This window comes from Desulfospira joergensenii DSM 10085 (assembly GCF_000420085.1).
GTDB classification, from domain to species: domain Bacteria; phylum Desulfobacterota; class Desulfobacteria; order Desulfobacterales; family Desulfobacteraceae; genus Desulfospira; species Desulfospira joergensenii.
This window is the reverse complement of record NZ_ATUG01000003.1, coordinates 11,500-35,668: the sequence shown is the minus strand read 5'-3', so window position 1 is coordinate 35,668 and position 24,169 is coordinate 11,500. Positions and strand designations below refer to the sequence as shown.

Genomic DNA, 24,169 nt, shown 5'->3' with positions numbered 1-24,169 from the left:
GCAAATCTCAACTCTTTGATGGGGGTACCCCCCAGAATATTATATTCTCGTCCCTGGTCCGGGACCAAAAAATGAAAAAGGCAGTCACCCCGACAAGGGGTGCTGCCTTTTTCGCAGGCAAAATAATAGTAATTAAGGAGGTAGGGCCGAAAGTCTGATTCCGATAACCTCTGTGTGAATCAAAGGGGCTTGGATGGCGCCAAAACCCTTTTTCCTTTTGGACCTGAATCAATATAACTACAATTTAACTAGCCGTCAAGCATAAAGTTATGATCAGCAAACTTTTTAATAAAAAACATTTCAGGTTTGAATCAATTGACAATGGAAAACTAATTGTATATACAATACTTACACTCCGGGAATCTGTTATGACCGACCAATTTTTTACAGGATGTCTGTTTTTCAATATCAATGCCTTTTCCAGGCAGATGACCAAGATGGCTGAAGCCCACTTCAAGCCTCTGAACCTGTCCCCTGCCCATGCGTCGCTGCTCCTAGTCGTTTTTCACCGGCCCGGCATCAGCCCCAAGGAACTGAGCAAAGAACTGCGCCTGACACCTTCCACCATCACCCGGTTCGTGGATTCCCTTTGTGTAAAAGACATGGTGGAAAGGGAGAGCCGGGGCAAGACCACCAAGATCTTCCCCACGAAAAAAAGCCTTGAACTCAAGGCCTCCATTGCAGGGGCATATAAAGGCTTTTACCTCGACTACACGAAAATTCTCGGCACTCAATTCGCCTTGAATCTGTCCCAGGAAATCGCAAGGGCCGGCGAACAAATGGACGCCTCGAATCAAAAAAAGCCTTAAATGAAAAAAAATTTCAAACTCGTTGTGGAATATGACGGTACTGATTTTTCCGGATGGCAGCGCCAGAAAGACCGGCTCACGGTCCAGGAAGAAATCGAAAGAACCCTTTCCACGATTCTGAACCAGGAAATTAAAATTTCAGGATCCGGCCGGACCGATGCCGGGGTCCACGCCCTGGGCCAGGTGGCAAGTTTTACTGCTTCCACCCGAATCGGGCTCCCGGATCTGAAAAAGGGGTTTAACAGCCTGATCAAACATCCCATAGTGGTCCGGGAGTGCACCCTGGCCCATGGAGATTTCCATGCCCAGTATAGTGCAATTTCCAAGGAATACCACTATATGATCCTGAACCGGGAAACCCCCTGTGCCGTCGGCAGAAATTATCTATGGCATATCCGCCCCCCCCTGGACCTTGATCTCATGAATCAATGCTGCACCCTCCTTGTGGGAGAGCATGATTTTAAATCCTTTGAGAATACGGGCAGTCCCAGGACATCCACTGTTCGGGAAATCTTCAGCGCCCAGGTAAGCTCCAGGGAAGATCATCGGCTGGTTTTTAAAATCTGCGCATCCGGTTTTTTAAAGAATATGGTGAGAAATATCCTGGGCACCCTGGTGGATGCCGGACGGGGAAAGATCGAGGTTCAAACCTTTAAAGAGATACTGAATGCCGGGGACCGGAGCCTTGCCGGCGCCACGGCCCCGGCAAGAGGCCTCTTTCTCTACAGGGTAAATTACTGACCGGGCTGGGGCTCGATTGTAATCTCCTCCTCATTCTCCCTTATCTTCTGAATATGAGCATTGTAATGGGCGATAATATCCCGCCGGTAGATCAGCCCGAGAAATTCGGACGGATTGTCCTCCATAACCACGGGCAGGGCATCGATATTTTTCTGGGTGAGCTTGAACAGAACCGTATTCAGATCTTCACCGGGATGGGTGGTGATCAGATTGGAGATCATGATGTCCTTCATGACCACCAGATCCTCAATATGCACGGTAAAGATGACCTCCCTTATATCCGTGGATGAAAAGATACCGGTAAACCGTCCCTCTGCGTTCATCACCGGGAAATAGTGCTGCTTGGTGGTCTGGAAGATCTTTTTAAACTCACTGAAAGGAAGGTTCTCGTTCACACATCGGACATCCTTGATCAGATGGCTCAGATTTTCCACCTTGATGGTCTGGAGGATGTCCATCATGAATTCCCCGGCATGGGCCGGAGAATCGATCCTCGATTTGACCTGATTTTCATACAGGGTCCAGCGCTGGGCCAGAAGATAACACAGGGAACAGACCAGCAGACTGGGCAGCAGCAGATGATAGGAGTTGGTCATCTCACTGACAAAGATAATCGTGGAAATCGGGGTGTTGGAAACCGCCGTAAAAAATCCGGCCATCCCCACGATGACAAAGGATCCGGGGGTGGCCACCACCGAAGGAATGAGCAGGTGAAAGATCTTGCCCACGGCCCCGCCCATGGCCCCGCCGATGACGACGGAAGGGCCGAATACCCCGCCTGAACCGCCCGACCCGATGGAAAAGGCAGTGGTAAAGATCTTTCCCAGGGCCAGGGCAATGAGGGTGGATATGGCCAATTTGTTGAATATGGCGTCCTGGGCCATGCCGTATCCAAAGGCCAGGGTATAGGGCAGGAAAAATCCGATGATCCCGGTCAAAAGCCCCCCGATGGCCGGCTTGATATGATTGGGGATCTTCCAGCGGTGGAAGATGTCGACAACCCCGTAGAAGACTTTTACATAGAGGGCTCCGGTAACCACCAGAACCCCGGCAAGAACCATATAGGGTCCAAGCTCCAGGGGATTCTGGAATTTAAACCCCGGAGAATCAAAAAGCGAGCCCCACCCAAATACCAGGCAGAAGATGCAATAGGCCACCACCGAAGAGATCCCGGCCGGGATAATGACCTCGGACTCAAAATCCGGATCCCGGTAGAGCACTTCTGCGGCAAAAAGAGCCCCGGCCAGGGGAGCCCTGAAGATACTGCCTACACCGGCGCCGATCCCGGCGGCCATCATGATCCTTCGTTCCCTTTCAGAGAGATTGAACCGGGTGGCCAGAAAAGATCCGAATCCCGCCCCGATCTGGGCAATGGGCCCTTCCCTGCCCCCGGACCCGCCCGTGGTCAGGGTGATGGTGGAGGCAATGGTCTTGATAAAGGGAATCCGGCTTCTGATCCTGCCTCCCTTGTGGTGGTAAGCGTCAATGGCAGCATCGGTACCATGCCCCTCGGCTTCCGGGGCAAAGGTATAGACCAGCCAGCCCGAGACAATACCGCCAAGGGCCGGGAGAACCAGGAGGATCCATCGATTGAAAGGAGTGTCGGTGTGGGGCAGGAGCAGATGTTCCCCTGCAGGAGGATTGGGACGGTATCCGGCCATAAGATCCAGGAAATAATGCATGCCAAGGCCGCACAGATAATGAAAAAGCACGGCACCGGCACCGGCAATGACACCGATCAAAACAAAGTAAAACAGCCATCTTCCGGCCAGGGCAATGTCCAGGGAGTCGAATTGTTTTTTAAGGCTCATGTTGTCATCAGCTGCGAAGATCCTTGATTCCGGTCAAAATTGTATCGAACAGAGTGGAAACGTCTTTTTCTTCCAGGCAGGAAAAAGCCACCCGGATGTTCTCATCCCCCATGGAGATGAGACCGACCCCGTATTGATCCAGGAGATGAATCCGCAATTTTTCCGCATCCACCCCCTTGATCCGGATGCACATGAAATATCCCGAGTTAAACGGGTATACCTCAAAGCCCTCCCGGTATTTGGGGTCCTTTAACACCTCTTTCATCTTCATGGCCCTGGCCTTGAGCAATTCGAACTTCTCGGCCTTAAGGCTGTCATACCTGGGATCGGCCATGGATTTGAGCAGGATGGACTGGCTTAAATGGGAGCAATTGGAGATATTGCCCCGGATGCAGCCGGCCGTCTTCTTTTCCAGGGCCAGGCCGGCCTCTTCCACATTTTTTTCCGCACAGATCCCATAGGTGACAAACCCGGTCCGGAAGCCCCAGACATAATCTTCTTTGGTGGCCCCGTCCAGTTTCACGGCCAGAAGCCGTTTTTCCCTGCCTGCGATCTTTGCAAACAAAGATTCCTTGGAAGTCTCCTCTTCAAAGAAGAGCCCGAAATAGGCATCGTCACATGCAGCCACCACATTGGTGCCCCCTTTGGCGATGTCCATGAGGATGGCGGCCACCCTGTCGGCCTCTTCCCGGCTCAGGGTGTATCCGCTGGGATTGTGGGGAAAATTGAGAATGGTGATGATCTTGTCGTTTTTTTCTGCCTGCTCCCGCATCACCGATTCAAAGGAGTCCAGGTTGAACCGGGTCAGACCCTCATCATAGGCCTTGAAATGAACGATCCTGGCTCCATTCCGGACACAGAAGGTCATATTGTAATTGCCCCACATCATGTCGGGCAGGACAATGACATCCCCTTTATTTACCCACATGTCCGACAAAATGCTGACCCCGTGGGTGATGCCCGAGGTCACCACCGGCAGGGTAATGCTCCTGCCCTCCAGCGACGGGTTCTTTTTGTAAAGATCCTGCTTCCATTTTTCCCTGAGTGCCGGGATACCGAAGGACGGGGCATAGGGCAGGTATTCATCCGGGGTGATCCCCTGAATATACTGGGTCACCGAGGAGAGGCTTAGAACGGAATTCCCCTCCTTGGCAATTCCGATGGTGGCATTGATGCGGCCGGCTTTTTCCTTGGCTTCGGCACTCTGGCTCAAGATGCCCTTGGGAAAGAAAAGAGCCTTGCCCATGTCTGAAAGCATCTCATAGACATGGGGGTTGGAATCCTGGATAACGGTGTTGAGTTCTTGAGCAATGGCGTTCATCTTTGAACCTTTCTTGAAAACAATGGGTACTATTATAAAATTGAAAATCCGGACAACCCGTCTGAAAACAAAAACTCTGCGATCCTACATGAAGCAGAAACCGCAGAGTCTGATGTTGAAAAAACTGGGTAATCTATCTTCTCTTGGACGCCTTGATCGGATTGATCTTCTGCTTTTTGGTTTCCGTAACGGTTTTGACGTGGGTAGCCATATTGCAATTGCCGTTTTTCCATTTCAGGGAGGGGTCCGGAGCGGCGGCGCAATAGTTGCCGGTGGGATACTCCGCAGACCTCTGGCATCCCATGCACTCGTCCACGATGGGAAGGCAGTTGCCTTCATTATAGCTGCATCCGGCAGCCGTCATAAATACGCAGTCGTCACCTTCTCTGACAGTTGTGCAAATCATAATTTTTTGTCCTAAATCCTCTGGGTTGAATTTATTAAAATCAAAGGAACCGCCTATCCTTTCCACGGTTTCTTTGGTGTCATCTCATCCTTTTCAGCCGACATGGCTGTAAACCTGATTCTCTTATCACAGGCAGGGGGTCTTGTCAATGATTGGGTGGATTGGATTTATATAAAAGAAGGATAAAAAGCGAGAACAATTATCAGTGAGAATAGGATCCCTTTTTGGACGAGATCAATCGCACGGATTTAAACCTTGAGATAACTGTACATCGATGCAGATATATATTTTCCAAACACTCCTTTCGAGATTTATAGAGGGTGTCATGTTGTTTCCCATACTATTATACAATTCGTGGGGTGCGTGAGCGGCTTTTCCTCTAAAATCTGTGCGCCCGGAATAATCGCAGCCAACTCATCGGCTTTATACGATTTGAATTCTTTCGGTGTGATTTCGTTATAGGTGATATAACCTCTTTTGGAGCATAGTATAATCTTCTCCATATATACATCCTGTATCTTACGCGGAAGTTCAGTAAAAGCATAATTACTGATTACCAGATCATAATTTCCTTGGGCAAGCTGATCCATTGTCCTGTAGGATAATGTTGATGTAATTGGAAAGTTATCTAAATATTTCTGAGCAAGTGCCAATGCGGGTTGAATGTCGACCAGACAATATGTTTCAGGTGTATAATAAGAGTTTAGAATTCTGCACTGGCCACCATAACCGACCCCTATCTCGCAAATATCGAAATCATCTAAGGTTTCAAAGAGTGTGCGTATGTCTGAAAGCACTTTAATATACCGCAGGGTCGATGGTGAAATCATACCAATCTCGGGATAATCATATTTTACAGGATTCCCATAGTTATCGTTTTCTTTAAACCCTGCCATTGAATGAAGAAAATCAGGATTATCAGATATAATTTTAAAATATTCCAATCCTAGTTTCTCTGTTACATGCTCTAAAATCTCAGTATATATTGGGCTCCGTCTGAAATTGTTGAATATCAATTCATCACTGCTTGCCTGGCTGCAAAATTGAGGATAGGTTTGATTATCTGACAGACTGTGAATACGTTTGGGGGCGAACTTCCGGAGAATTTTTGACGGCATATCTTTCATGGGGATTCCTAAGGCTCAGATTAAAAATATTCCTGCGATATCATTCGCAAAAAGTTTTGTTGTGTTTCAAATAAATCGAGAATCAATTTAATTGGAGATTATCCTTACTCCAGCATAAAAAGCAACAGAAAACTTTCTATATAAAACAACTTACCCGGAGCATTTTTAATGGTGTGTGATAAAGGCTGGGTTTATCGTGGAGGCCGGTACGGGCTGCGGCGGAGACATGGAGTGGAATTCTGTACAGCCTCTTAATGGAATGGAGCGGTTAAAAGGGGGAATTGTTTGAACAGTTTTCCCCCTTCAGTGCAATGCCAAATTTGATAATCGGTCGAGGCTGTAGGAATTTTTCACTCTGTGCAGCCGCGGCCCGTCCCGGCCGGATTTCCGAATTGCCGGGCGCTTCGCTTCTCTCCACAGATCTATCTTCAGACCAAAACATGGGGTCTGTGTCGACAAACCCGGTTATTGATGGGAACCTATTGAACACCGGGCCGGGAGTGTGTTAGAGTTCTTCAGGAACTCAAAATTAACGGTCATCATAAATCAGGAACACCTTATGAAATCCCTATTCAAGCTCATCCCGGCTCTGGTTTTCAGCATATCCCTTGTGGCAGCGGGTCTTGTTTCTCCTTATTCCGCAAAAGCCCAGGACATCATTACCAATAGGCTGGGTATGCGGTTTGTCCGGATTCCGGCGGGCAGTTTCATCATGGGAAGCCCCACCTCGGAACCGGGCAGGAACTGGAATGAGCAGCAGCACAAGGTGACCATCTCGAAAAGCTTTTACATGGGGGAAACAGAGGTGACCCAGGGGCAGTGGAACAAACTGGTCTCCCCCAATCCCTCGGCCTTTAAACTGGGCAATACCTATCCCGTGGACTCGGTGACCTGGAATGAGGCCGTGCAGTTCATCTCATTTCTCAATCAAATGGAAGGGACCCGAAAGTACCGGCTTCCCACGGAAGCCGAATGGGAGTACGCCTGCAGGGCCGGGGCCACCACGGCCTTTGCCACCGGCCCCATCACCAATTTTTCCTGCACAGAACCGGACCCGGCCCTCAAGGACACAGCCTGGTACTGCTATAACTCCGGACTCCAGGGGCCTGCCAGGGATTTCAAACCCCATCCGGTCAAGACCCTGAAGCCCAACCGCTGGGGGCTTTTTGACATGCATGGCAATGTCCAGGAGTGGGTCCAGGATGCCTGCAAATGGCGGGATATTTTAAGGGCCCGGGTGGGTGTGGTCACGGATACCTATAAGGAGAATATCGTGGATCCCTTAAGCCGGACCGGAAACCACAGGGTCATCCGGGGCGGGGGCTGGTACCAGAACGGCAAGTACCAGAGATGCGCCTATCGAAGTTACTACAAACCCATTGCCGTCCGCAACAGCCTGGGATTCCGTATCGTCCGGGAACAATAGAAGATCAGGAGGACCGGGTCCGGATCAGCCCCGGGAGGGCGGGAAGGTGCCTGTACAAAAAGGTGCCTGCCGCCAGAAGAACAAGATCCCTCACCAGGAGCCAGACCGCAGACAAGGGCTCTGACCGGGCTGCCAGGGAAAAACAGCCGCAGTCAAACTCATGGCCCCGGATCAGGTTAAACCCGACCACCAGAACAAAACCCAGAAGCAATGCATTGATGATGAGCAGGGCCGATGCCGGGAAAAAACCGAGGATCAGGCAGGTGCCGGCCACAAGCTCCAGAAAGGGGACCCAGATGGCCAGGATATTGATCACGGCCTCCGGAAAGATATCGTACCCGTAGAGGATCCTGGCAAAGTCCGCCGGATGGAGGATCTTGTGCAGGCTGGCATAGATAAAGGTGAGCCCCAGAACCAGGCGGATCAGCCAGAGCAGCATATTTTTCCCGGATAGACTATTCAATTTCAAACCCCATTTCCTGCCATTGGGCAAATCCCCCGGCAAAGACCCGGACCCGGGAGAATTGAAGGTCCATGAGCCGGGATGCAAAGGTGTGGCTGTCTGTGCATTGGAATCCGCTGCAATAGACCAGGATGGGCGTATCCCTTTTCACCAGCTTCAGAAGTTGATCCAGAAGGTCGTCAAACTCATCCAGGGGAAAGGAATAGGCCCCGGGAAGATGGCCTTCTTCGTAGACAAAGGCCGGCCTGACATCCAGAATCATCATCTCCTTTTGGGTCACAATCCTGCGGACTTCCATGGGATTGTTGATTTCAATATCCCCATGAACCGCATCATCCCTGGCCCGGGCCGAGACCACGCCCTTTTCGGTGTTCCATTGTCCGACCAGGGCGATTCCCGACGGGGAAAGATAGTTCATTCCCAGCCCGAGGAAGAGGGAAAGGGCCAGAAGCAGTACAACTCCCAGAATATTCTTTTTTGCCGGCATCACATGGATCTTATGAAATCGGGTTCAAAACCGGGCCTTGATTTTCCGGAACAGGCCCAGCCTTTTTTTTAAAATCAAAAGCCGCAGCCATTGTTCCAGAAGATCTTGGATCCTTTTCCCAGGGTCGGATTCATTCACCACGGCTTTGGGGGGATTTGCCTGGGCCGCCTCCACCCGTGCGATTGCCTCCCGGATTTTTGCTCCGGAATCATGGTCATTTAAATCGGCAAGGCTTTGATAAATATCCAGGGCCTCCTGGTAGTGACCCTGATTTTCATAGACCTTTGCCATTTCCATGGTCATAAATTCCTGATTCATTGGGTCTTGTCCTTTTTTTCAGGTTTGCTTTTGAAAATCAACTCTCCCTGTTCAACCATTTCATGTTCATGCTTGGCCAGGTGCTTGATATACTCGATATCGTTTCTCAGGCTGTTAATCTGGCGTTCAAGCTGTTTGTTTTCCTTTTCCACCGCGGATATCCTTGCGGTTACACCCGCTTCCTTTGCCTTTAATTCCTGATAATCCAGAATCCCGTTCCTGGAAAAAAAGATCAGGAAAAGCAGCAGGAGGATCAGTACAACGGTCAGATAAAATCCGATTTTTTCAAGTACGGTCATTGATGTTTATGCTTTATCCATTTTTTTGCCAGCCGGACTTCCGGGCCGGCTGCCCCAAGGGCAAGCCCCCCAAAAACCAGAACACCCAGAAAGACACAGGCCGTTACACCCATCCCGAACCCAAGTCTGCCCATGGTCTCGACATCCCTGAGCAGGCCGGCAGCCCAGCAAACGGGAATTATCATTATACCAGAGAGGAGAATGGCCCTGCAAGCGGAAACAAAAATCCTCATTCTGGACAAACACAGCCCTTTGGGAAGCCAGACAAAGAGCAGGACAAATCCGGCTGAACCGGAAAGGGAAACCGCCAGGGCAAGTCCCTGAAATCCCATGGGCTTGATCAGGGAAAGACAGAGCAGCGCGTTGACCGTCATGGAGACCATACCTGCAGCAAAGGGAAGCCGGACATTGGAAAGTGCATAGTGAAGGGTAACAAAGAGCCGGGTGCCGGCAAAGGCCCACAGCCCCAGGGCAAGGTACGACAGACAGGCCGCCGTATGCCGTGCCGCCTCCGGGCCAAAGGCCCCCTGGTCAAAAAAAAGAGTAACCAGGGGCCGGCTGAGGGACATAAGCCCGGCCATGGCCGGAATGGTCATGAAAAGCACCAGCCGGATCCCGTCTTCAAAGATCTTGGAGATCTCATCGGGGCTGCCGGAAACCGCTTTCCTGGAGAGGGTGGGCAGGAGAACGGCTGAAAAGGCTCCCCCCAAAAGGGCCAGGGGAAACTGAACCAGTCTGTCTGAATAGTAGATGTAGGAAACACTTCCCTCGGAGAGAGAGGAGGCAAAAAAAGAGGCCACCATTACATTGACCTGAAAAGAGGCGGCCCCGACCATTGCGGGAAGGGTTGCTTTGCCCGCACGGACAAATCCGGGGTGCAGAAGACAAAAATCCCTGAGAGAGGGCTTCAGTCTTTTCAGTATAAAGGGAACCTGGAAACAGAGCTGGACAAGTCCTCCCGCAAAAACGCCTGTTGCCAGTACCCGGATGTCTGCCTCAAAAAGACCGGCTGCCAGCAGGGTAAACAGAATCACCACCAGATTGAAGAGAATGGGTGTGGCCGCTGAAACATAAAAATTGCCAAAGGAGTTCAACACCCCCATGCTCAAGGAAATCAGCATGACAAAGATCAAATAGGGCATCATGATCTTTACCAGGACAACCGTTAGATTAAAGAGATAGGGATTTCCTGTAAATCCGGGAGCGACCCGGCCGAAGAGAAAAGGCGCCAGCAGGATTCCGGCCAAAACCAAAAGAACCGATACAAAGGAGATCAGGGCCAGGGCCGACATGAACATGGCCCGGGCCTGGTCAGGCCGGTCCTGTTCCAGGTACCTTGAAAATACGGGGACAAAGGAGATACTCATGATGCCGTCGGAAAACATCTTCCGCATCAGGTCAAAGGGACGGAAGACCATGAAAAAGGCGTCGCTCTGCAGGGAGGCCCCGAAAACCGAGGCAATCAGAACATCCCTTGCCAGCCCCATGATCCGGCTGACCAGGGTCAGTCCGCTCACCTGGGAGGTCTTTTTAAAGATCTTTCCCACAGGTTTGCCTTGACAAAAAATAGAAAAACATATAAGCTGTCTAATTTGAAATATTAATAATTATATTTATTACAATAACATAAGGAGCTAGACCAAGTTGGCGAATCATAAATCTGCAAAGAAACGGGCAAAACAGAGTCAGGTAAGACGGCTTAGAAACAAATCTGCAAAGACCTCGCTTAAAACCCTGGAGAAAAAGGTCCGCGCTGCCAAGGAAGCCGGTGAAGATGCCAAAGATGAACTCATGCGGCAGACACAGTCTGCGCTTCACAAGGCCGCAAAAAAAGGGATCATTCATAAGAAAACCGCTTCCAGGAAAATATCCAGACTGTCCAAGCTTGTTAATGCATAAGATCCATGGGTCCGGATCCGGGGCTTACATCCCAAGGGATTCAACCCGGTCCGGAACTCCTGCCTTTTGACCGGGGCAGGCTCTAGGGAGTTTCAGATCCTTACAGCGCCTGCCTCTTTTGCTTTCCAAACCCGGTTTTCAAGCCGGAGCCTTAAAAGTTCACCATCATCTGGCTGACCAGTCTTTCGGCACTCCGGGTGGCGATTTTGTCCACAGCCTCCCGGATATTTCCATCATCATCAACCTTATCCTCGGCCACAGTATAATCTTCATGGGATGAAAAATCCCTGACCGACCAGAGGATCTCATCGTCCGGACCCACGAGACGCACATCCACAACGGCGGTCACTCTTCTTTCCACAACGGTTTCCGTTGAGGTCCGGGACAGGGTAGAAAATTTAATCGCCTTGACCACCCCGACGATCCTCCGGGTGGCCCGGGATGAATCCACAACCTTGGTATCTGTTTTTTCAAGGATCTCCCGGATAAGTTCATTGGTGAAGGCCAGCCCGGCCCGGGTCTGGGAGCTGTTGTTTTCAAACACCTCCACAGCCACCCGGGTGACATTCTCCTTGATATACCCCCCGCCTTCCAGCCGGTAGCCGCAGGAAAAAACAGATACCATGATCACCAGAGCCAGCAGAATGCCGAATTTTTTATCCATGATTACACCACGATATTGACTAGGGTTTGTTTTTTTCTGATCACAATGATCTTTTTCACCGGCTGATCCTGGATATGCTTTTTGATCTTCTCATCGGACAGGGCCTTTTCCCGGACAAGATCCTCGCCGGCATCTGCACCGACGGAAAATTTTGATCTGAGCTTGCCGTTGACCTGGACCACCACCAGAACCTCATCGGACTCAAGACTGTCCTTTCTGAAGTCCGGCCATGGCTGTTCCAGAACAGATCCCTTTTTGCCCATTTTCTCGAAGAGTTCCTCGCTGAAATGGGGAATGATGGGACTGAGCAGAAGAACCGTATTCTCAAGACAAAAGTAAAGAACCGATTTCATCTCCGGGTCGGCCTTGTCAATATCCACATTGTACATGGCATTGACCAGTTCCATGACCGCGGAAATGGCCGTATTGAAATGAAAACTCTTGTCAATATCCTCCCCGACTTTCTGGATGGTCTGGTTGGCCTTGATATAGAGGTCCTTGGCATGGGAAGACTTGAGTCCGGAGGCCGGGCCGGTATAGGATGAAGGTTTTTCAATCTTGTCCAGACAGGTCCGGGCCAGACGCCAGACCCGGTTGACAAAGCGGTTGGCACCCTCCACCCCGTCCTCACTCCACTCCAGATCCCTCTCCGGAGGGGCGGCAAACAGGCAGAAGAGGCGGGTCACGTCTGCCCCGTATTTTTCCAGGAGTTCATTGGGGTCGACCACGTTTTTCTTGGACTTGGACATCTTGATGACCCGTCCCACCTCCACATCCTTGCCGCAGAGGGTACAGGACAGGGATCCGTCAGATTCCTTCTCGGCCTGCTCCGGGAAAAGGTACCCGTGTTCCGGACAGGTCATGGTTTCCTTGCAGACCATGCCCTGGGTGAGCAGCCGGGTAAAGGGCTCCTTGAACTCGATCATTCCCAGGTCCTTGAGCACCCGCATGAAGTACCGGGAATAGAGCAGATGAAGAACCGCATGTTCCACACCTCCGATATACTGGTCCACGGGCCCCCAATACCCTACGGCATCGGGATCAAACATGCCCTGATCATACCGGGGAGAACAGTACCGCAAATAGTACCAGGAGGATTCCACAAAGGTATCCATGGTGTCGGTATCCCTTCTGGCATCCTCCCTGCCGCATCGGGGACAGGTGGTTTTGGCAAAATAATCCAGGGTCGGAAGCGGGGAACCACCCTTTTCAAGCAGATTGGCATCTTCGGGCAGCAGGATGGGCAGATCCTCTTCAGGCACGGGCACCACACCGCAGGAATTGCAGTGGATCACGGGAATGGGTGCGCCCCAATACCGCTGTCTGGAGATTCCCCAGTCCCTGAGTCTGTAGGAGATGGCCTTTTTCCCCCTGCCCTTTTCTTCCAGCCACTGGATGATGGTTTCCATCCCCTCTTTATTATCAAGGCCGTTGAACTCACCGGAATTGACCAGGACCCCTTCTCCCGCATAGGCCTCTTCCATGGTGGCTCCGTCCAGGGGCTCTCCTTCCGGCTGAACCACCGGGATAATCTCAAGCTTGTATTTTCTGGCAAAGTCAAAGTCCCTCTGGTCTCCGGCCGGTACCGACATGATGGCTCCGGTTCCGTATTCCATGAGAACAAAATTGGCCGTATACACGGGAATTTTCTTTCCCGTGGCCGGGTTGATGCAATGGGCTCCGGTGAACACCCCTTCTTTTTCGTACTTTTCGATTCCCTCTGCGGAACGCTCCTGGCTGGCCACCTTTTCGATAAAGGCGGTCACCTCTGCCTCCTGATCCGTTCCCCTGCTCAGGGATTCCACCAGGGGGTGTTCCGGGGCCAAACACATGAAGGTGGCGCCGAAAACCGTATCCGGCCGGGTGGTAAACACCTCAATCTCTTCGTCCCGGCCGTCAATTTTAAACTTGAGCTCAGACCCCACGCTCTTCCCGATCCAGTTTTTCTGCATCACCGTGACCTTGTTGGGCCAGCCCGGAAGTTTATCGCAGTGGACCAGAAGATCCTCGGCATAGTCGGTGATTCTGAAAAACCACTGCCACAGCTTTTTTTGCTGGACCACCTTGCCACACCGCCAGCACCTGTCCTGCTCCACCTGTTCATTGGCAAGCACGGTCTGGCATTTCTCACACCAGTTGACAAAAGACTCCTTGCGGTAGGCCATGCCTTTTTCCAGCATCTTAAGAAAGAGCCACTGCTCCCACCGGTAATATTCCGGACGGCAGGTGGCGATCTCCCGGTCCCAGTCATAGGAAAACCCCATTTTTTTGAGCTGGGCTCCCATGGCCTTAATATTCTCGTAGGTCCAGGCCGCTGGATGGGTGTTGTTGTCAATGGCTGCATTCTCAGCCGGCATGCCAAAGGCATCCCACCCCATGGGATGAATGACGTTGAATCCCTTCATTCTCTTGTACCGGACCACCACGTCTCCGATGGTATAGTTTCTCACATGTCCGATGTGGATCTTTCCCGAAGGATAGGGAAACATCTCCAGAAGATAGTATTTTTCCTTTGACGGGTCCTCAAAAACCTTAAAAAGCCCTTTTTCATTCCAGTATCCCTGCCATTTGGACTCAACAGCATCGGGGTTGTACCGCTCCTCCATGGTCCTGATTCCTTTCCAAAGCATCTGTTTTAATAGTGAACTCTATTAGATGCCATAAGCCGGTCCAAATAGCAAGCCCGGGTTGGAGGACCGGGACACTTTCTTTTTGATGGTAAAGACAGGGCACTTCCCATGGATCATGGGTTCTGCGGCAGGTTGAATTCAATACTCTCTATTACCCGAAGGCATTTTTGGCAGGCTTTTTTATGTTTACGAAGGGCCTGGACCGCACGGACTTCTTCATCAAACCACTTACCGGGCCTGCCTGAAAGCATTTCAGTTTTCCATTGCCTGGAAAGGCAGAGGGGCTGTATTCTGTCCCTGTCCGCCGGGGAGGCCAATAAATGAAATTTCCCGTTTCCGCTTATCCTACCAATCCCGTATTTGACTGCTTTTTCCGACATCCGATCATCAAAAAACATCTGATTTCCCTTTTTCCATTTTCATCAGCGGCCAACAGGGCAAAATCCCTAAAATTCGATCAAACCTTGCAAGTTGAATTCCATCCGGGAACACTTTTCAGGACTTTCAGATTTTTTAATTAAAATAGATTTTATAATCAAAGACTTACTCTATATCACCAAAACCCGGGGTTACGCCCCAGGAATCATGCCTTGATTATATTTCGACAATCCGGGTCAAAAGCAACCACCAAAATGGGGTTATTTCACCAAGCTCCAGTCCCGATCCTATGAACCCGGCCTTATCCCTCATCCCCCCTAAGGCTTGATATCCGAAAATGCAATTGACCCCTGGAGTATATAGTGGTATATAGAATGGTTTTTAGTCACCTGATGGGCAGGTGACAGAAGTATTAATCCTTGCTCCGGCCAAATGCCGGGGCTTTATATCCGCAAGGAGTTAAAATGAGGAAGTATGAAACTGTTTTTATTTCTGACCCTGATCTCCAGGAAAAGGCTCGAACAGAATTGTTCGACAAAGTCAGAAATATCATTGCCAAGGAAAATGGAATTCTTTTAGATTTTGATGAATGGGGCAATAAGAAACTGGCCTATGAAATCAGAAAAAAAATCAGGGGCCACTACGCCTGCATCACCTACGGCGGCACCGGTGACCTTGTATCCGAACTTGAAAGAAATTTTCGTCTCAGTGACGATATAATGAAATTCATGACCATCCTTCTTTCCGATGACGTGACCGCCGAATCGCTGGCACAGGAAGTCGAAGAGGCTGAAAAAGCAGCCCAGGCATCTGCAGAATCCGCTGCCAAAGCAGAAGAAGCCAGACAGGCTGAGGCTTTGGAAAAAGCAGCCGAGGAAGAAAAGCCTGCAGATGAAGCCGAGGAAGAACCCGAAGCTGAAGCTGAAGAGGCAAAAGAAACCAAAGAGGTCGAGGCAGATGCTGAAGAGGCTGAAAAAGCCGAAGAAGAGCAGAACTGATTTAAGATTGAAGGAGATTTATTATGTATAGAGGTCAACGAGGCGGAGGTAAAAACAAATTTTTCCAGCGGCGCAAAATCTGCAGATTCTGTGTGGATGACGGCATGGAAATCAACTATAAAAACCCCAAAGCATTAAAACAATTCATCACTGAACGGGGCAAGATCATTCCAAGAAGGATCACGGGAACCTGTGCGAAACACCAGCGCAAGCTCTCCATTGCCATCAAACAATCCCGTCAGATCGCCCTGCTGCCCTTTGTGGGCAAACCCCTGTATTAAGGATACGGGAGTATTGCAGGTGACCGGCAATAGCATAAAAGCGCCCTATATCCGGGACATTATCCTGGGGATTTGCCTGTGCATGGTGATCTTTGCCATCATCTTTGCATTTCCCCTCATCGGGGTTTTTGCCCTGATTTTCCTTCCCCTGCCCGTGCTTTTCTACAGGCTGAAACTGGGGAGGAACAGCGGGGGGATCATCGTGGCGGTCAGTTTTGCCGCCCTGATGGTCATGACCCAGGGATTTGGATTTGATCTGCTTTACTTCGGGGTGCTGCTCATGACCGGATTTCTCATCGGAGAATGCATTGAACGGCAGATGGGCATTGAGCGGACAATGATCCTGACCGGGGTTGGGATACTGGGCCTGGGACTGGCCGGACTCCTGGTATATTCAGGACTCCAGGGGCAGAGCCTCGGGGCTCTTTTTTCCGATTACATGTCCCAGTACTTCACCATGAGCCGGCAGGTCTATTCGGAGATGGGCATAGAAGAGCAGCAGATCCAGATGCTCAACTCGGCAATTGTATTTGTTCTGCCGGGAATGTTCACCATCTCGCTCATGTCCACGGTATGGATGAATATCCTGATCATGAAAAGGCTGCTGGAAAAAAAAGGAATCCGTCTGAAGAACCTGGAGAACTTAAATCACTACCAGGCGCCGGACCACCTGGTCTGGGCCGTGATTATCCTGGGCATCCTCCTGTTTCTGCCGGCCGATGCACTCAAGTACCTGAGTGTGAACTGCCTGATTGTTTTAATGCTCGTTTATTTTTTTCAAGGAATAGCCATTGTATCATTTTTCTTCCAGAAAAAAGAATCACCCACGGCTCTTAAGGTTTTCTGTTACAGCCTCATCGCCGTTCAGCTCTATGTGCTGCTTCTGGTTATCGGCCTGGGATTCTTTGACAACTGGATCAATTTCAGGAAACTTGATACGCAAAAATGAGATACAAAATTTAAAACCAGCCTGACTTTAAGCTGGTCCTTTTTGGAGGTTACATGAAAGTCATATTAAAAGAAACCATTGATACACTGGGTATCGCAGGATCAGAAGTTGACGTGGCGCCCGGATACGGACGCAACTATCTTCTGCCCCAGGGCAAGGCCGTTGTTGCCACCCCCCAGAACAAAAGGGTAATGGAACAGGCCAAGGCCAAGCTGGAACTCCAGATTGCCAAGGAAAGAAAACTGGCCGAAGAAATGGCCGACACCATCAAGGGAGTGGTCTGCACCATCAAGGCCAAGGTCCATGAGGATGTACATCTTTACGGATCCGTCACCACCCATGACATCAAAGATGCCCTGAACAGCCAGGACATTATGCTGGAACGCCGCTCCATCCTCCTTGCCGAACCCATCAAGGAGATCGGGGAATACCAGGTTCCCATCCGGCTTTACAAGGATGTTGAACCCAAGATCACCGTGAATATCGTTCCCGAAGAAAAAGAAGAAAAATAATCATCCGGGGGAGCAGGGCCGGTTACCGGCCCCTCCCCCCTTTTTATCCCTGCCGTGGCCGTGAAATCACAGGAGGCCGTGGGGGATAAAGACTGTCCAAGAACCTTTTCATCCTTTTATATAAAAACCGCCGTGCCCCCGAACAAGACCATAAAAACCGATCCCCTGCTCAAGCGGACCCCTCCCCATGATATTGATGCGGAAGAATCGGTGCTCAGCGCCGTTTTCATCAACAATAACAATCTTTTTGATATCATGGAGATCCTCTCTCCGGATGACTTTTACAAAGGCGCCCATAAAAAGATCTTCAGGGTGATCCTTGAATTGGCATCCCGGGAAGAGCCGGCAGATCTTGTCACCGTTGCCAATGCCCTCAAGGAAAAGGGAGAGCTGGAAAGCATCGGAGGGGCCGCTTTTCTGGCTTCCATTTCAGATTCCGCCCCGGTGGCGGTTAATGCCGTTCACTATGCCAGGATCATCCGGGGAAAGGCCACCCTGCGGCTGCTCATTGACGCCTCATCCAAGATCATTGAAAACTGTCTTGAAGAGAGCGGAGACGTGGAAGAAATCATTGATTATGCGGAATCCGAGATTTTTAAAATTTCAGAAAAAAAGACCGGTTCCTCTTTCCAGAACCTGGGTCACCTCATTGATCTGAACATCGACAAGCTGGAGGAGCAGCAGGGCAAGGACGGCGGTCTGTCCGGCCTGTCCACCGGATACACCCGGCTGAACAACATCACCTCGGGCCTCCAGGGTTCGGATCTTATCATTCTGGCGGCCCGGCCCAGCATGGGAAAAACCGCCTTTGCCCTGAACATTGCCAGAAACGTGGCCCTGGAAGAGAGAAGGCCCGTGGCGGTCTTTTCCCTTGAAATGTCCAATGAACAGCTGTCCATGAGGCTTTTGACCTCGGAGGCCCGCATCGACTCCAACCGTCTGCGCACCGGTTTTATCAGCCAGGAAGACTGGAGAAACGCCACCCAGGCGGCCGGGCTCCTTAACGAGATTCCCATTTTCATCGATGACACCCCCAATATCTCGGCCATGGATGTGAGGGCAAAGGCCAGGAAACTGCTCCAGAAGCAGGGAGACCTGGGCCTTGTGATCATCGACTATCTCCAGCTCATGAAATCCCCGTTCAAGTCGGACCGGCGGGACCTGGAAATCGCTGAGATCTCCCGGTCCCTCAAGGCCTTGGCCAAGGAACTCAACATACCGGTGGTGGCCCTGTCCCAGCTCAACCGGATGCTGGAACAGCGGGCGGATAAACGGCCCATGATGTCGGATCTGAGGGAGTCCGGAGCCCTGGAGCAGGATGCGGACATCATCGCCTTTATTTACCGGGACGAGGTATACAACAAGGAGCCGGACAACCCCAAAAAGGGAATGGCAGAGATCATTGTTGCCAAAAACCGAAACGGAGCCATCGGAACCGCCCTCATGCATTTCCACGGCCAGTATACCCGGTTTGAGGAGCTTGCCCCGGATTTTTACCAGGACGTTCAATGAAGCAGATCGTTTACGGCACCACCACGGGTCTTAAGAATACCCAGATCAAGCGCATTGAAAATCTCTATTCCCTTAAATCCCCGCCGGAGTTCATCCTTGACCCGGAAATTGCCAGGGAAATGGTGGAAATCAGCCATGAGATCCGCCGCCAGGTCGGCATCCTTGTCAACCGCAGCGGAAAGGTGATCTCGGTAATCGCCGGAGAACCCCACAGGATCGTCATTCCGGTAACCCCGGACCACATGGCCATCCCCGGCCGGCTCAAGGGGCTAAGATGCATCCACACCCACCTGCAGGACGAACCCCTGACCCGGGATGATCTCACCGATCTGGCCCTGCTGCGCCTCGATTTCATCACGGCCCTCTGCCTCACCCCGGACGGGCAGCCAGGCCCTGTATACTCCGGCCATATCATTCCCGATGAAACCCTGGATCCCTTTCAGGTCCTGGAACCTTCCACTATAGAAGATCTTGACAATGACTGCCAGAACCGGATCCTTGCCCTGGAATCGGAACTGAGCCGGAACAATGCCCTTCACAAACCTGAATCCGGACGGGAAAACGCCTTTCTCATCAACGCCACTACCACAGATCCCAGGGAAGCCCACGCCTCCATGGAAGAGCTCAAGGAATTGTGCAAAACCAGCCGGATACAGGTGGTGGGAACCGCTGTCCAGCGCAGGAAAAGCATTGACTCCAAATTTGTCGTGGGAAAGGGGAAATTATCCAGCCTGGTGATCCGGGCCATCCAGCAGTACTCCACAATGCTGGTCTTTGACCGGGAGTTGTCCCCCTCCCAGATCCGGTCCATTGCTGATTTCGTTGAGATGAAGGTCATTGACCGGACCCAGCTCATCCTGGACATCTTTGCCAAACAGGCCAAATCCAGGGAGGGTAAATTCCAGGTGGAACTGGCGCAGATGGAGTACCTGCTTCCCAAGCTGAGCACGAAAAATACGGCCATGTCCAGGCTTACCGGAGGAATCGGAGGCAGGGGGCCGGGGGAGACCAAACTTGAAATCAACCGGCGGAGGGTCAGGGACCGGATTGCCCGCCTGAAAAAGGAGATCCTGAAGATCCGGAAACAGCGGGGACAGCAGAAAGCCCGGCGCAGGAGGAAAGACCTTCCCGTCATCTCCATTGTCGGATATACCAATGCCGGCAAATCCACCCTTTTAAACACCCTGACCCAGAGCAATATCATCGCGGCAAACCGGCTCTTTGCCACCCTTGACCCCTCATCCAGGCGGCTCAGATTTCCCAGGGATCAGGAGGTGATCATCACGGACACGGTGGGGTTTATCCAGAACCTTCCCAGGGAACTCATGGAAGCCTTCCACGCCACCCTGGAAGAACTCTCGGACGCAGATATCATCCTCCACGTCATTGATATCAGCAACCCCAGGTATCTGCAGCAGAAGGAGTCTGTGGAAAAGATCTTAAAAGGCCTGAACCTGGATAAAATCCCCACCCTTTATGTATTCAATAAACTCGACCGGGTAAACATGGAGGATTTTGACAACAAATGGCTCCTCAACCAGGGGATTGCCATATCCGCCACCAACCGGCAGAGCCTTGGCCCCCTGGTGGAAAAACTGGAATCCATGGTCAGCCTTTCCCCCCTGTAATTTTCTTGCCAGTTTCCATCTTTGATCCTGGGAAGAGGAACAAAAAATTTAAGTGTTGACCATTCGATTTTTTTCATTTACATAAGAAAAAATCTTTTGAGAATGGATGGAATATGGAAATAAAATTAATGAACGAGACCCTGCCAAATCCTTCTGGCAAGAAGGATTCCATTGATACTCCCGAGTGCTTTGGCGACTATGATAAACAGAGCAAACTCTGCTCAACCTATTGTGCAATATCCATCAAGTGCTGCATTTTACACGCCAGAAATCCCAAGATCGATATCCTCGAAAAACTCTTAATTCACAATCAATACGCCATTAAACTTCACTGAATAAAAATCTTGCCGGGATTGAGAATATTTTCCGGATCAAACACCTTTTTAATCCCCTTCATTAAATTCAGCTCAATTGAACTGATCTCCCTGGGAAGGAACTTCATCTTGGTAATGCCGACCCCGTGTTCTCCGGTAATGGTACCTCCCAGATTCAGGGTGACTTCAAAAAGATCGTCCACGGCCTTTTCTGCCCGCTCTGCCTGGTCTTTATCCCGTTGATCGTACATGATATTGCAGTGGATATTGCCGTCGCCGGCATGGCCGAAACTGACCAGGGTCAGGCCGGATTTTTCCTGAATTTTCCGGGTCTCCCTGACCAGATCCGGAATCCGGGAAATGGGGACCACGATATCTTCGTTGATCTTGTTCTTGGCAATTTTGAAAAGAATGGGAGACAGCGCCTTTCTGGCCTGCCAGAGCTGGTCTGCCTGGGCCTGGTTCTCTGCCAGGATCACGTCAAGGGACCCGTGCCCCTCACAGAAATCCCTTACCTGAACGGCTTCCCTTTCAATGGTATCTGAATCCCCGTCCAGTTCAAGGATGAGCAGGGCTTTCACCGAATCCGGCATCTCAAAGCTGAGACTGTCCCGAACCAGACGGATGGAGGCTTCATCCAGATATTCCACGCACCTGGGGACAATGGCCTGTTTCATGATTCCGGACACGGTTCTGGCCGCCTGATCCACGCTGTCAAAAAAGGCAGCCATGGTTTTCACCTGTTCGGGTTTGGCCAGAAGACGAAGGGTAATTTCAGTCACCAGGGCCAGGGTGCCTTCGGATCCCACGATGAGCCGGGTCAGATCATACCCGGCCACGCCCTTGGCCGTGGCCACTCCGGTCCGGATTATCTCCCCCGAGGGCAGAACCGCCCTGAGCCCCAGGATATAATCCCGGGTTACCCCGTATTTGACGGCCCTGGGTCCGCCGGCGCATTCACCCACATTCCCGCCAATGGTGCAGACCGATGAGCTGGCCGGATCAGGAGGATAAAAAAGGCCTTTTTCCTCCACGGCCCGGTGAAGATCCCCCACGATCACCCCCGGCTGAACCCGGGCAATAAAATTTTCCCTGTCGATTTCCAGAATCCGGTTCATCTGGCTGGTCACCAGGACGATGCCCCCCTGAACAGGAACGGCGCCCCCTGTCATTCCGGATCCGCTTCCCCTGGGAACCACGGGGATCGAATTTGCAAAGGCAAGTTTTAGTATGTCTGCGGCCTGGGCTTCTGTGCTGGGAAAGACAACCGCCTGGGGAAGATAGGAGCGGCCGGTGGCATCGTAGGAATAGCAGAGGAGTTCTTCTGAATCCAGGGTAACCCCTGCTTTACCGACAATGGCCTCAAGCTCTTTAACCGTATTGCCGGTAAATCCCATTTAAAATCTGCCGGATTCAAGTTTGGTGGAAAGATAGTTGACCTGCTCGTAGATGAGACCCCGGGTCCGAATCTCTTTTTCTATGGCATTTACGGAATAAATGGCCGTGGCGTGGTAGCGTTTGAAACTGGTGCCGATTTTCTTGATGGGCAGGTCTGTATACTTTTTTGCCAGAAACATGGCCACCTGCCGGGGTTTTACGATCTTCTGCTTTCTGGATTTGGAGATAATCTCTTTTTCACTGATGGAAAACTCATTGCATACCAGTTTCTTGATCAGATCGATGGTGATCCGCTTCCGGTTATGGGTGATATTTGCCAGAACGCTTCTGGCAAGCTGGATATCAATGGTCTGATTCATGATTTCCCCCTTTGCCGCCACACCAAAAAGCCCGCTTTCCAACTGCCGGACATCATCACAGAGTTCCTGGGCAATGTATTCGGTCACATCCATGGGGATGGCGCAGTTCAGAGTGTTTGCCTTTTTCTGCAATATCTTGACCCGGGTCGGGAAATCAGGGATTCCGATTTCCGTGACCAGGCCCATGCTTAGCCTGGATTTGAGCTGATCGTTCAGCTTGGGGATATCATCGGGCCGTTCACATCCAGAAAAGATGATCTTCTTGTCTGCATCCAGAAGATAGTCCAGGGTAATGGCCAGCTCCTTCTGGGTGGCTGTTTTTCCTGCCAGAAAATGAATGTCCTCCAGGATCAGGACATCACATTTTTTGCGGTACTTTTCCTTGAAGGATTCAATCTTATTGTTTCTCAGGGCAAAGATCATCTCATTGGTAAAATCTTCCGCCGTCACATAATAGACCCGGGAGCTTAAGCCGTGGGTAATGATATGGTGGCCGGCAGCCTGGGATAAATGACTTTTCCCAAGCCCGGTTTTTCCCAGAAGATAGAGGATGGATGAACCGTTGATGGTTCCCCGGGCAAGGGAAAGCGCTGCCGAGTAGGCAAAGCTGGAGTTGTCCCCCACCACAAAATCATCAAAGGTGAATCCTTTCTTCATCATTCTGCCGCTCCTGAAACAGGCATCGAATCCAGGGAGTTTTGCCTGGGGGCTTTTGTTCTTTTTCGGCTTGAAAGATAGTGCCGGATAGGCTCCTTCTACTTTTTTCCCTGATTTTTTGACTTTTCCTGTTTTTCCGGGTTCTGCCCTGAATTGGATCTTGACTTCACTGCCGAGTCTTGAGAATTCGTTCTCAAAGACATCAAGGTAGTTTTCTTTCAGGCGGCGGATAAAGAATTCATTTGGAGTGGACAACCAGATGGAGTTCCCGTCATACTCAAGCAGTTCAACCGGGTCTATCCACATTCGATAGCTGTGGTCTGGAATTGTTTGTTTGATTTTAGATTTGACCTGTGTCCAGAATGATTCAATATTTTTCAAAAACAGTCCTTCCCTTCCTGAAATAAACCCTGCGCTAAATTCTGTTCAGGAATAACACCCGGTGTAAAATTCCTGCTGAACTATATTTGTATATAAAAATCAATTGTGCCGAATCTGACACATTTTATCGAATACTTAAGATTGAACTTAAAGTATAGAATTTTTTATTCCAAAATTTATATCCGGTCAAATCTGATAACAAATGTTAGAACAAGACTAGGATTTTGTTTGGCATGTTTTTTCAAGTATTTGTTTTTATAGATATTTTTCTGTGAAACATCCCTTTTTTTAAATATTACAATTAGTTCTACAACTGCTTATATTTTCAAGGTTTTTTCCCCGGCCCGGTTTTCGCCGGGAAGCAGGTGTAAAAAAAACCCTCTGTTTTCCTTTTGTTTTCT

The 24,169-nt window shown here is 50.6% G+C and carries 24 protein-coding genes; 11 read left to right on the top strand and 13 right to left on the bottom strand.

Annotated features, from left to right (window positions below; translation table 11 throughout):
* The first annotated feature begins 368 nt into the window (after positions 1-368).
* Together F608_RS0124310 and truA are read left to right on the top strand one after the other, a co-directional pair.
* Positions 369-809, top strand: coding sequence for a MarR family winged helix-turn-helix transcriptional regulator (locus F608_RS0124310; protein WP_027363087.1), 441 nt, complete (start codon positions 369-371; stop codon positions 807-809).
* Positions 810-1,550 carry a tRNA pseudouridine(38-40) synthase TruA gene (gene truA / locus F608_RS0124305; RefSeq protein WP_022668339.1) on the top strand — a complete coding sequence of 247 codons (741 nt, stop codon included), beginning with the start codon at positions 810-812 and terminating at the stop codon, positions 1,548-1,550.
* Here the strand turns inward: truA and F608_RS0124300 are convergent.
* From F608_RS0124300 to F608_RS0124285, 4 genes are all read right to left on the bottom strand, one after another.
* Positions 1,544-3,361: a chloride channel protein gene (locus F608_RS0124300; protein ID WP_022668338.1), complete on the bottom strand. Its 1,818-nt coding sequence runs from the start codon at positions 3,359-3,361 to the stop codon at positions 1,544-1,546. The genes truA and F608_RS0124300 overlap by 7 nt on opposite strands.
* A 7-nt stretch (positions 3,362-3,368) precedes the next feature.
* Positions 3,369-4,682: an aminotransferase class I/II-fold pyridoxal phosphate-dependent enzyme gene (locus F608_RS0124295; RefSeq protein WP_022668337.1), complete on the bottom strand. Its 1,314-nt coding sequence runs from the start codon at positions 4,680-4,682 to the stop codon at positions 3,369-3,371.
* A gap of 133 nt (positions 4,683-4,815) precedes the next feature.
* Positions 4,816-5,088 carry a PxxKW family cysteine-rich protein gene (locus F608_RS0124290; protein ID WP_027363086.1) on the bottom strand — a complete coding sequence of 91 codons (273 nt, stop codon included), beginning with the start codon at positions 5,086-5,088 and terminating at the stop codon, positions 4,816-4,818.
* 323 nt (positions 5,089-5,411) lie between these two features.
* A complete protein-coding gene (locus F608_RS0124285) occupies positions 5,412-6,215 on the bottom strand; it encodes a putative sugar O-methyltransferase (RefSeq protein ID WP_022668335.1) in 804 nt (267 codons plus the stop codon).
* 559 nt (positions 6,216-6,774) lie between these two features.
* Here F608_RS0124285 and F608_RS0124280 point away from each other — a divergent pair.
* Positions 6,775-7,641, top strand: coding sequence for a formylglycine-generating enzyme family protein (locus tag F608_RS0124280; RefSeq protein ID WP_022668334.1), 867 nt, complete (start codon positions 6,775-6,777; stop codon positions 7,639-7,641).
* A gap of 4 nt (positions 7,642-7,645) precedes the next feature.
* On the opposite strand, the gene F608_RS33230 is transcribed toward F608_RS0124280, so the two are convergent.
* Genes F608_RS33230 through murJ form a run of 5 tightly spaced genes read right to left on the bottom strand, consistent with a single transcriptional unit; the run spans position 7,646 to position 10,755 of the window.
* Complete coding sequence (locus F608_RS33230) at positions 7,646-8,110, bottom strand: MauE/DoxX family redox-associated membrane protein (RefSeq protein WP_022668333.1); 465 nt, start codon at positions 8,108-8,110, stop codon at positions 7,646-7,648.
* Positions 8,097-8,591 carry a rhodanese-like domain-containing protein gene (locus F608_RS0124270; RefSeq protein WP_022668332.1) on the bottom strand — a complete coding sequence of 165 codons (495 nt, stop codon included), beginning with the start codon at positions 8,589-8,591 and terminating at the stop codon, positions 8,097-8,099. Before F608_RS0124270 ends, F608_RS33230 begins: the two co-directional genes overlap by 14 nt.
* A gap of 24 nt (positions 8,592-8,615) precedes the next feature.
* Positions 8,616-8,909 carry a hypothetical protein gene (locus F608_RS0124265; protein WP_022668331.1) on the bottom strand — a complete coding sequence of 98 codons (294 nt, stop codon included), beginning with the start codon at positions 8,907-8,909 and terminating at the stop codon, positions 8,616-8,618.
* Complete coding sequence (locus tag F608_RS0124260; protein WP_022668330.1) at positions 8,906-9,208, bottom strand: FtsB family cell division protein; 303 nt, start codon at positions 9,206-9,208, stop codon at positions 8,906-8,908. The genes F608_RS0124265 and F608_RS0124260 overlap by 4 nt, the downstream gene beginning before the upstream one ends.
* Complete coding sequence (gene murJ, locus F608_RS0124255) at positions 9,205-10,755, bottom strand: murein biosynthesis integral membrane protein MurJ (protein WP_022668329.1); 1,551 nt, start codon at positions 10,753-10,755, stop codon at positions 9,205-9,207. The genes F608_RS0124260 and murJ overlap by 4 nt, the downstream gene beginning before the upstream one ends.
* A 97-nt stretch (positions 10,756-10,852) precedes the next feature.
* On the opposite strand from murJ, the gene rpsT reads away from it, so the two are divergent.
* Positions 10,853-11,107 (top strand): 30S ribosomal protein S20, encoded by a 255-nt coding sequence (gene rpsT / locus F608_RS0124250; protein ID WP_022668328.1) that lies wholly within the window; start codon positions 10,853-10,855, stop codon positions 11,105-11,107.
* A gap of 151 nt (positions 11,108-11,258) precedes the next feature.
* Here rpsT and lptE read toward each other — a convergent pair whose 3' ends face one another.
* Positions 11,259-11,771: an LPS assembly lipoprotein LptE gene (gene lptE / locus F608_RS0124245; RefSeq protein ID WP_022668327.1), complete on the bottom strand. Its 513-nt coding sequence runs from the start codon at positions 11,769-11,771 to the stop codon at positions 11,259-11,261.
* 2 nt (positions 11,772-11,773) lie between these two features.
* The gene (gene leuS, locus F608_RS0124240; RefSeq protein WP_022668326.1) at positions 11,774-14,377 is read right to left on the bottom strand and encodes a leucine--tRNA ligase; all 2,604 of its coding nucleotides are present in this window, start codon (positions 14,375-14,377) and stop codon (positions 11,774-11,776) included.
* 866 nt (positions 14,378-15,243) lie between these two features.
* Between leuS and rpsF the strand changes: the two genes are divergently transcribed.
* From rpsF to F608_RS0124200, 7 genes are all read left to right on the top strand, one after another.
* Complete coding sequence (gene rpsF / locus F608_RS0124230) at positions 15,244-15,777, top strand: 30S ribosomal protein S6 (RefSeq protein WP_022668324.1); 534 nt, start codon at positions 15,244-15,246, stop codon at positions 15,775-15,777.
* A 23-nt stretch (positions 15,778-15,800) separates the two neighbouring features.
* Entirely contained in the window at positions 15,801-16,058 is a 258-nt protein-coding gene (gene rpsR / locus F608_RS0124225) for a 30S ribosomal protein S18 (protein WP_022668323.1), read from the top strand.
* A gap of 19 nt (positions 16,059-16,077) precedes the next feature.
* Entirely contained in the window at positions 16,078-17,007 is a 930-nt protein-coding gene (locus tag F608_RS0124220; protein WP_033399059.1) for a DUF2232 domain-containing protein, read from the top strand.
* A gap of 53 nt (positions 17,008-17,060) precedes the next feature.
* Positions 17,061-17,519 carry a 50S ribosomal protein L9 gene (gene rplI / locus F608_RS0124215; RefSeq protein ID WP_022668321.1) on the top strand — a complete coding sequence of 153 codons (459 nt, stop codon included), beginning with the start codon at positions 17,061-17,063 and terminating at the stop codon, positions 17,517-17,519.
* 120 nt (positions 17,520-17,639) lie between these two features.
* Positions 17,640-19,031, top strand: a complete 1,392-nt coding sequence (dnaB, locus tag F608_RS0124210; protein WP_425248205.1) for a replicative DNA helicase — start codon at positions 17,640-17,642, stop codon at positions 19,029-19,031.
* On the top strand, positions 19,028-20,659 hold the full coding sequence (gene hflX, locus F608_RS0124205) for a GTPase HflX (RefSeq protein ID WP_022668319.1): 1,632 nt from the start codon (positions 19,028-19,030) through the stop codon (positions 20,657-20,659). Before dnaB ends, hflX begins: the two co-directional genes overlap by 4 nt.
* 113 nt (positions 20,660-20,772) lie before the next feature.
* Positions 20,773-20,994, top strand: coding sequence for a hypothetical protein (locus F608_RS0124200; protein WP_022668318.1), 222 nt, complete (start codon positions 20,773-20,775; stop codon positions 20,992-20,994).
* Here F608_RS0124200 and F608_RS0124195 read toward each other — a convergent pair.
* The gene (locus tag F608_RS0124195) at positions 20,988-22,370 is read right to left on the bottom strand and encodes an FAD-binding oxidoreductase (protein ID WP_022668317.1); all 1,383 of its coding nucleotides are present in this window, start codon (positions 22,368-22,370) and stop codon (positions 20,988-20,990) included. The genes F608_RS0124200 and F608_RS0124195 overlap by 7 nt on opposite strands.
* The gene (gene dnaA, locus F608_RS0124190; RefSeq protein WP_027363083.1) at positions 22,371-23,759 is read right to left on the bottom strand and encodes a chromosomal replication initiator protein DnaA; all 1,389 of its coding nucleotides are present in this window, start codon (positions 23,757-23,759) and stop codon (positions 22,371-22,373) included.
* Between the last annotated feature and the right edge of the window lie 410 nt (positions 23,760-24,169).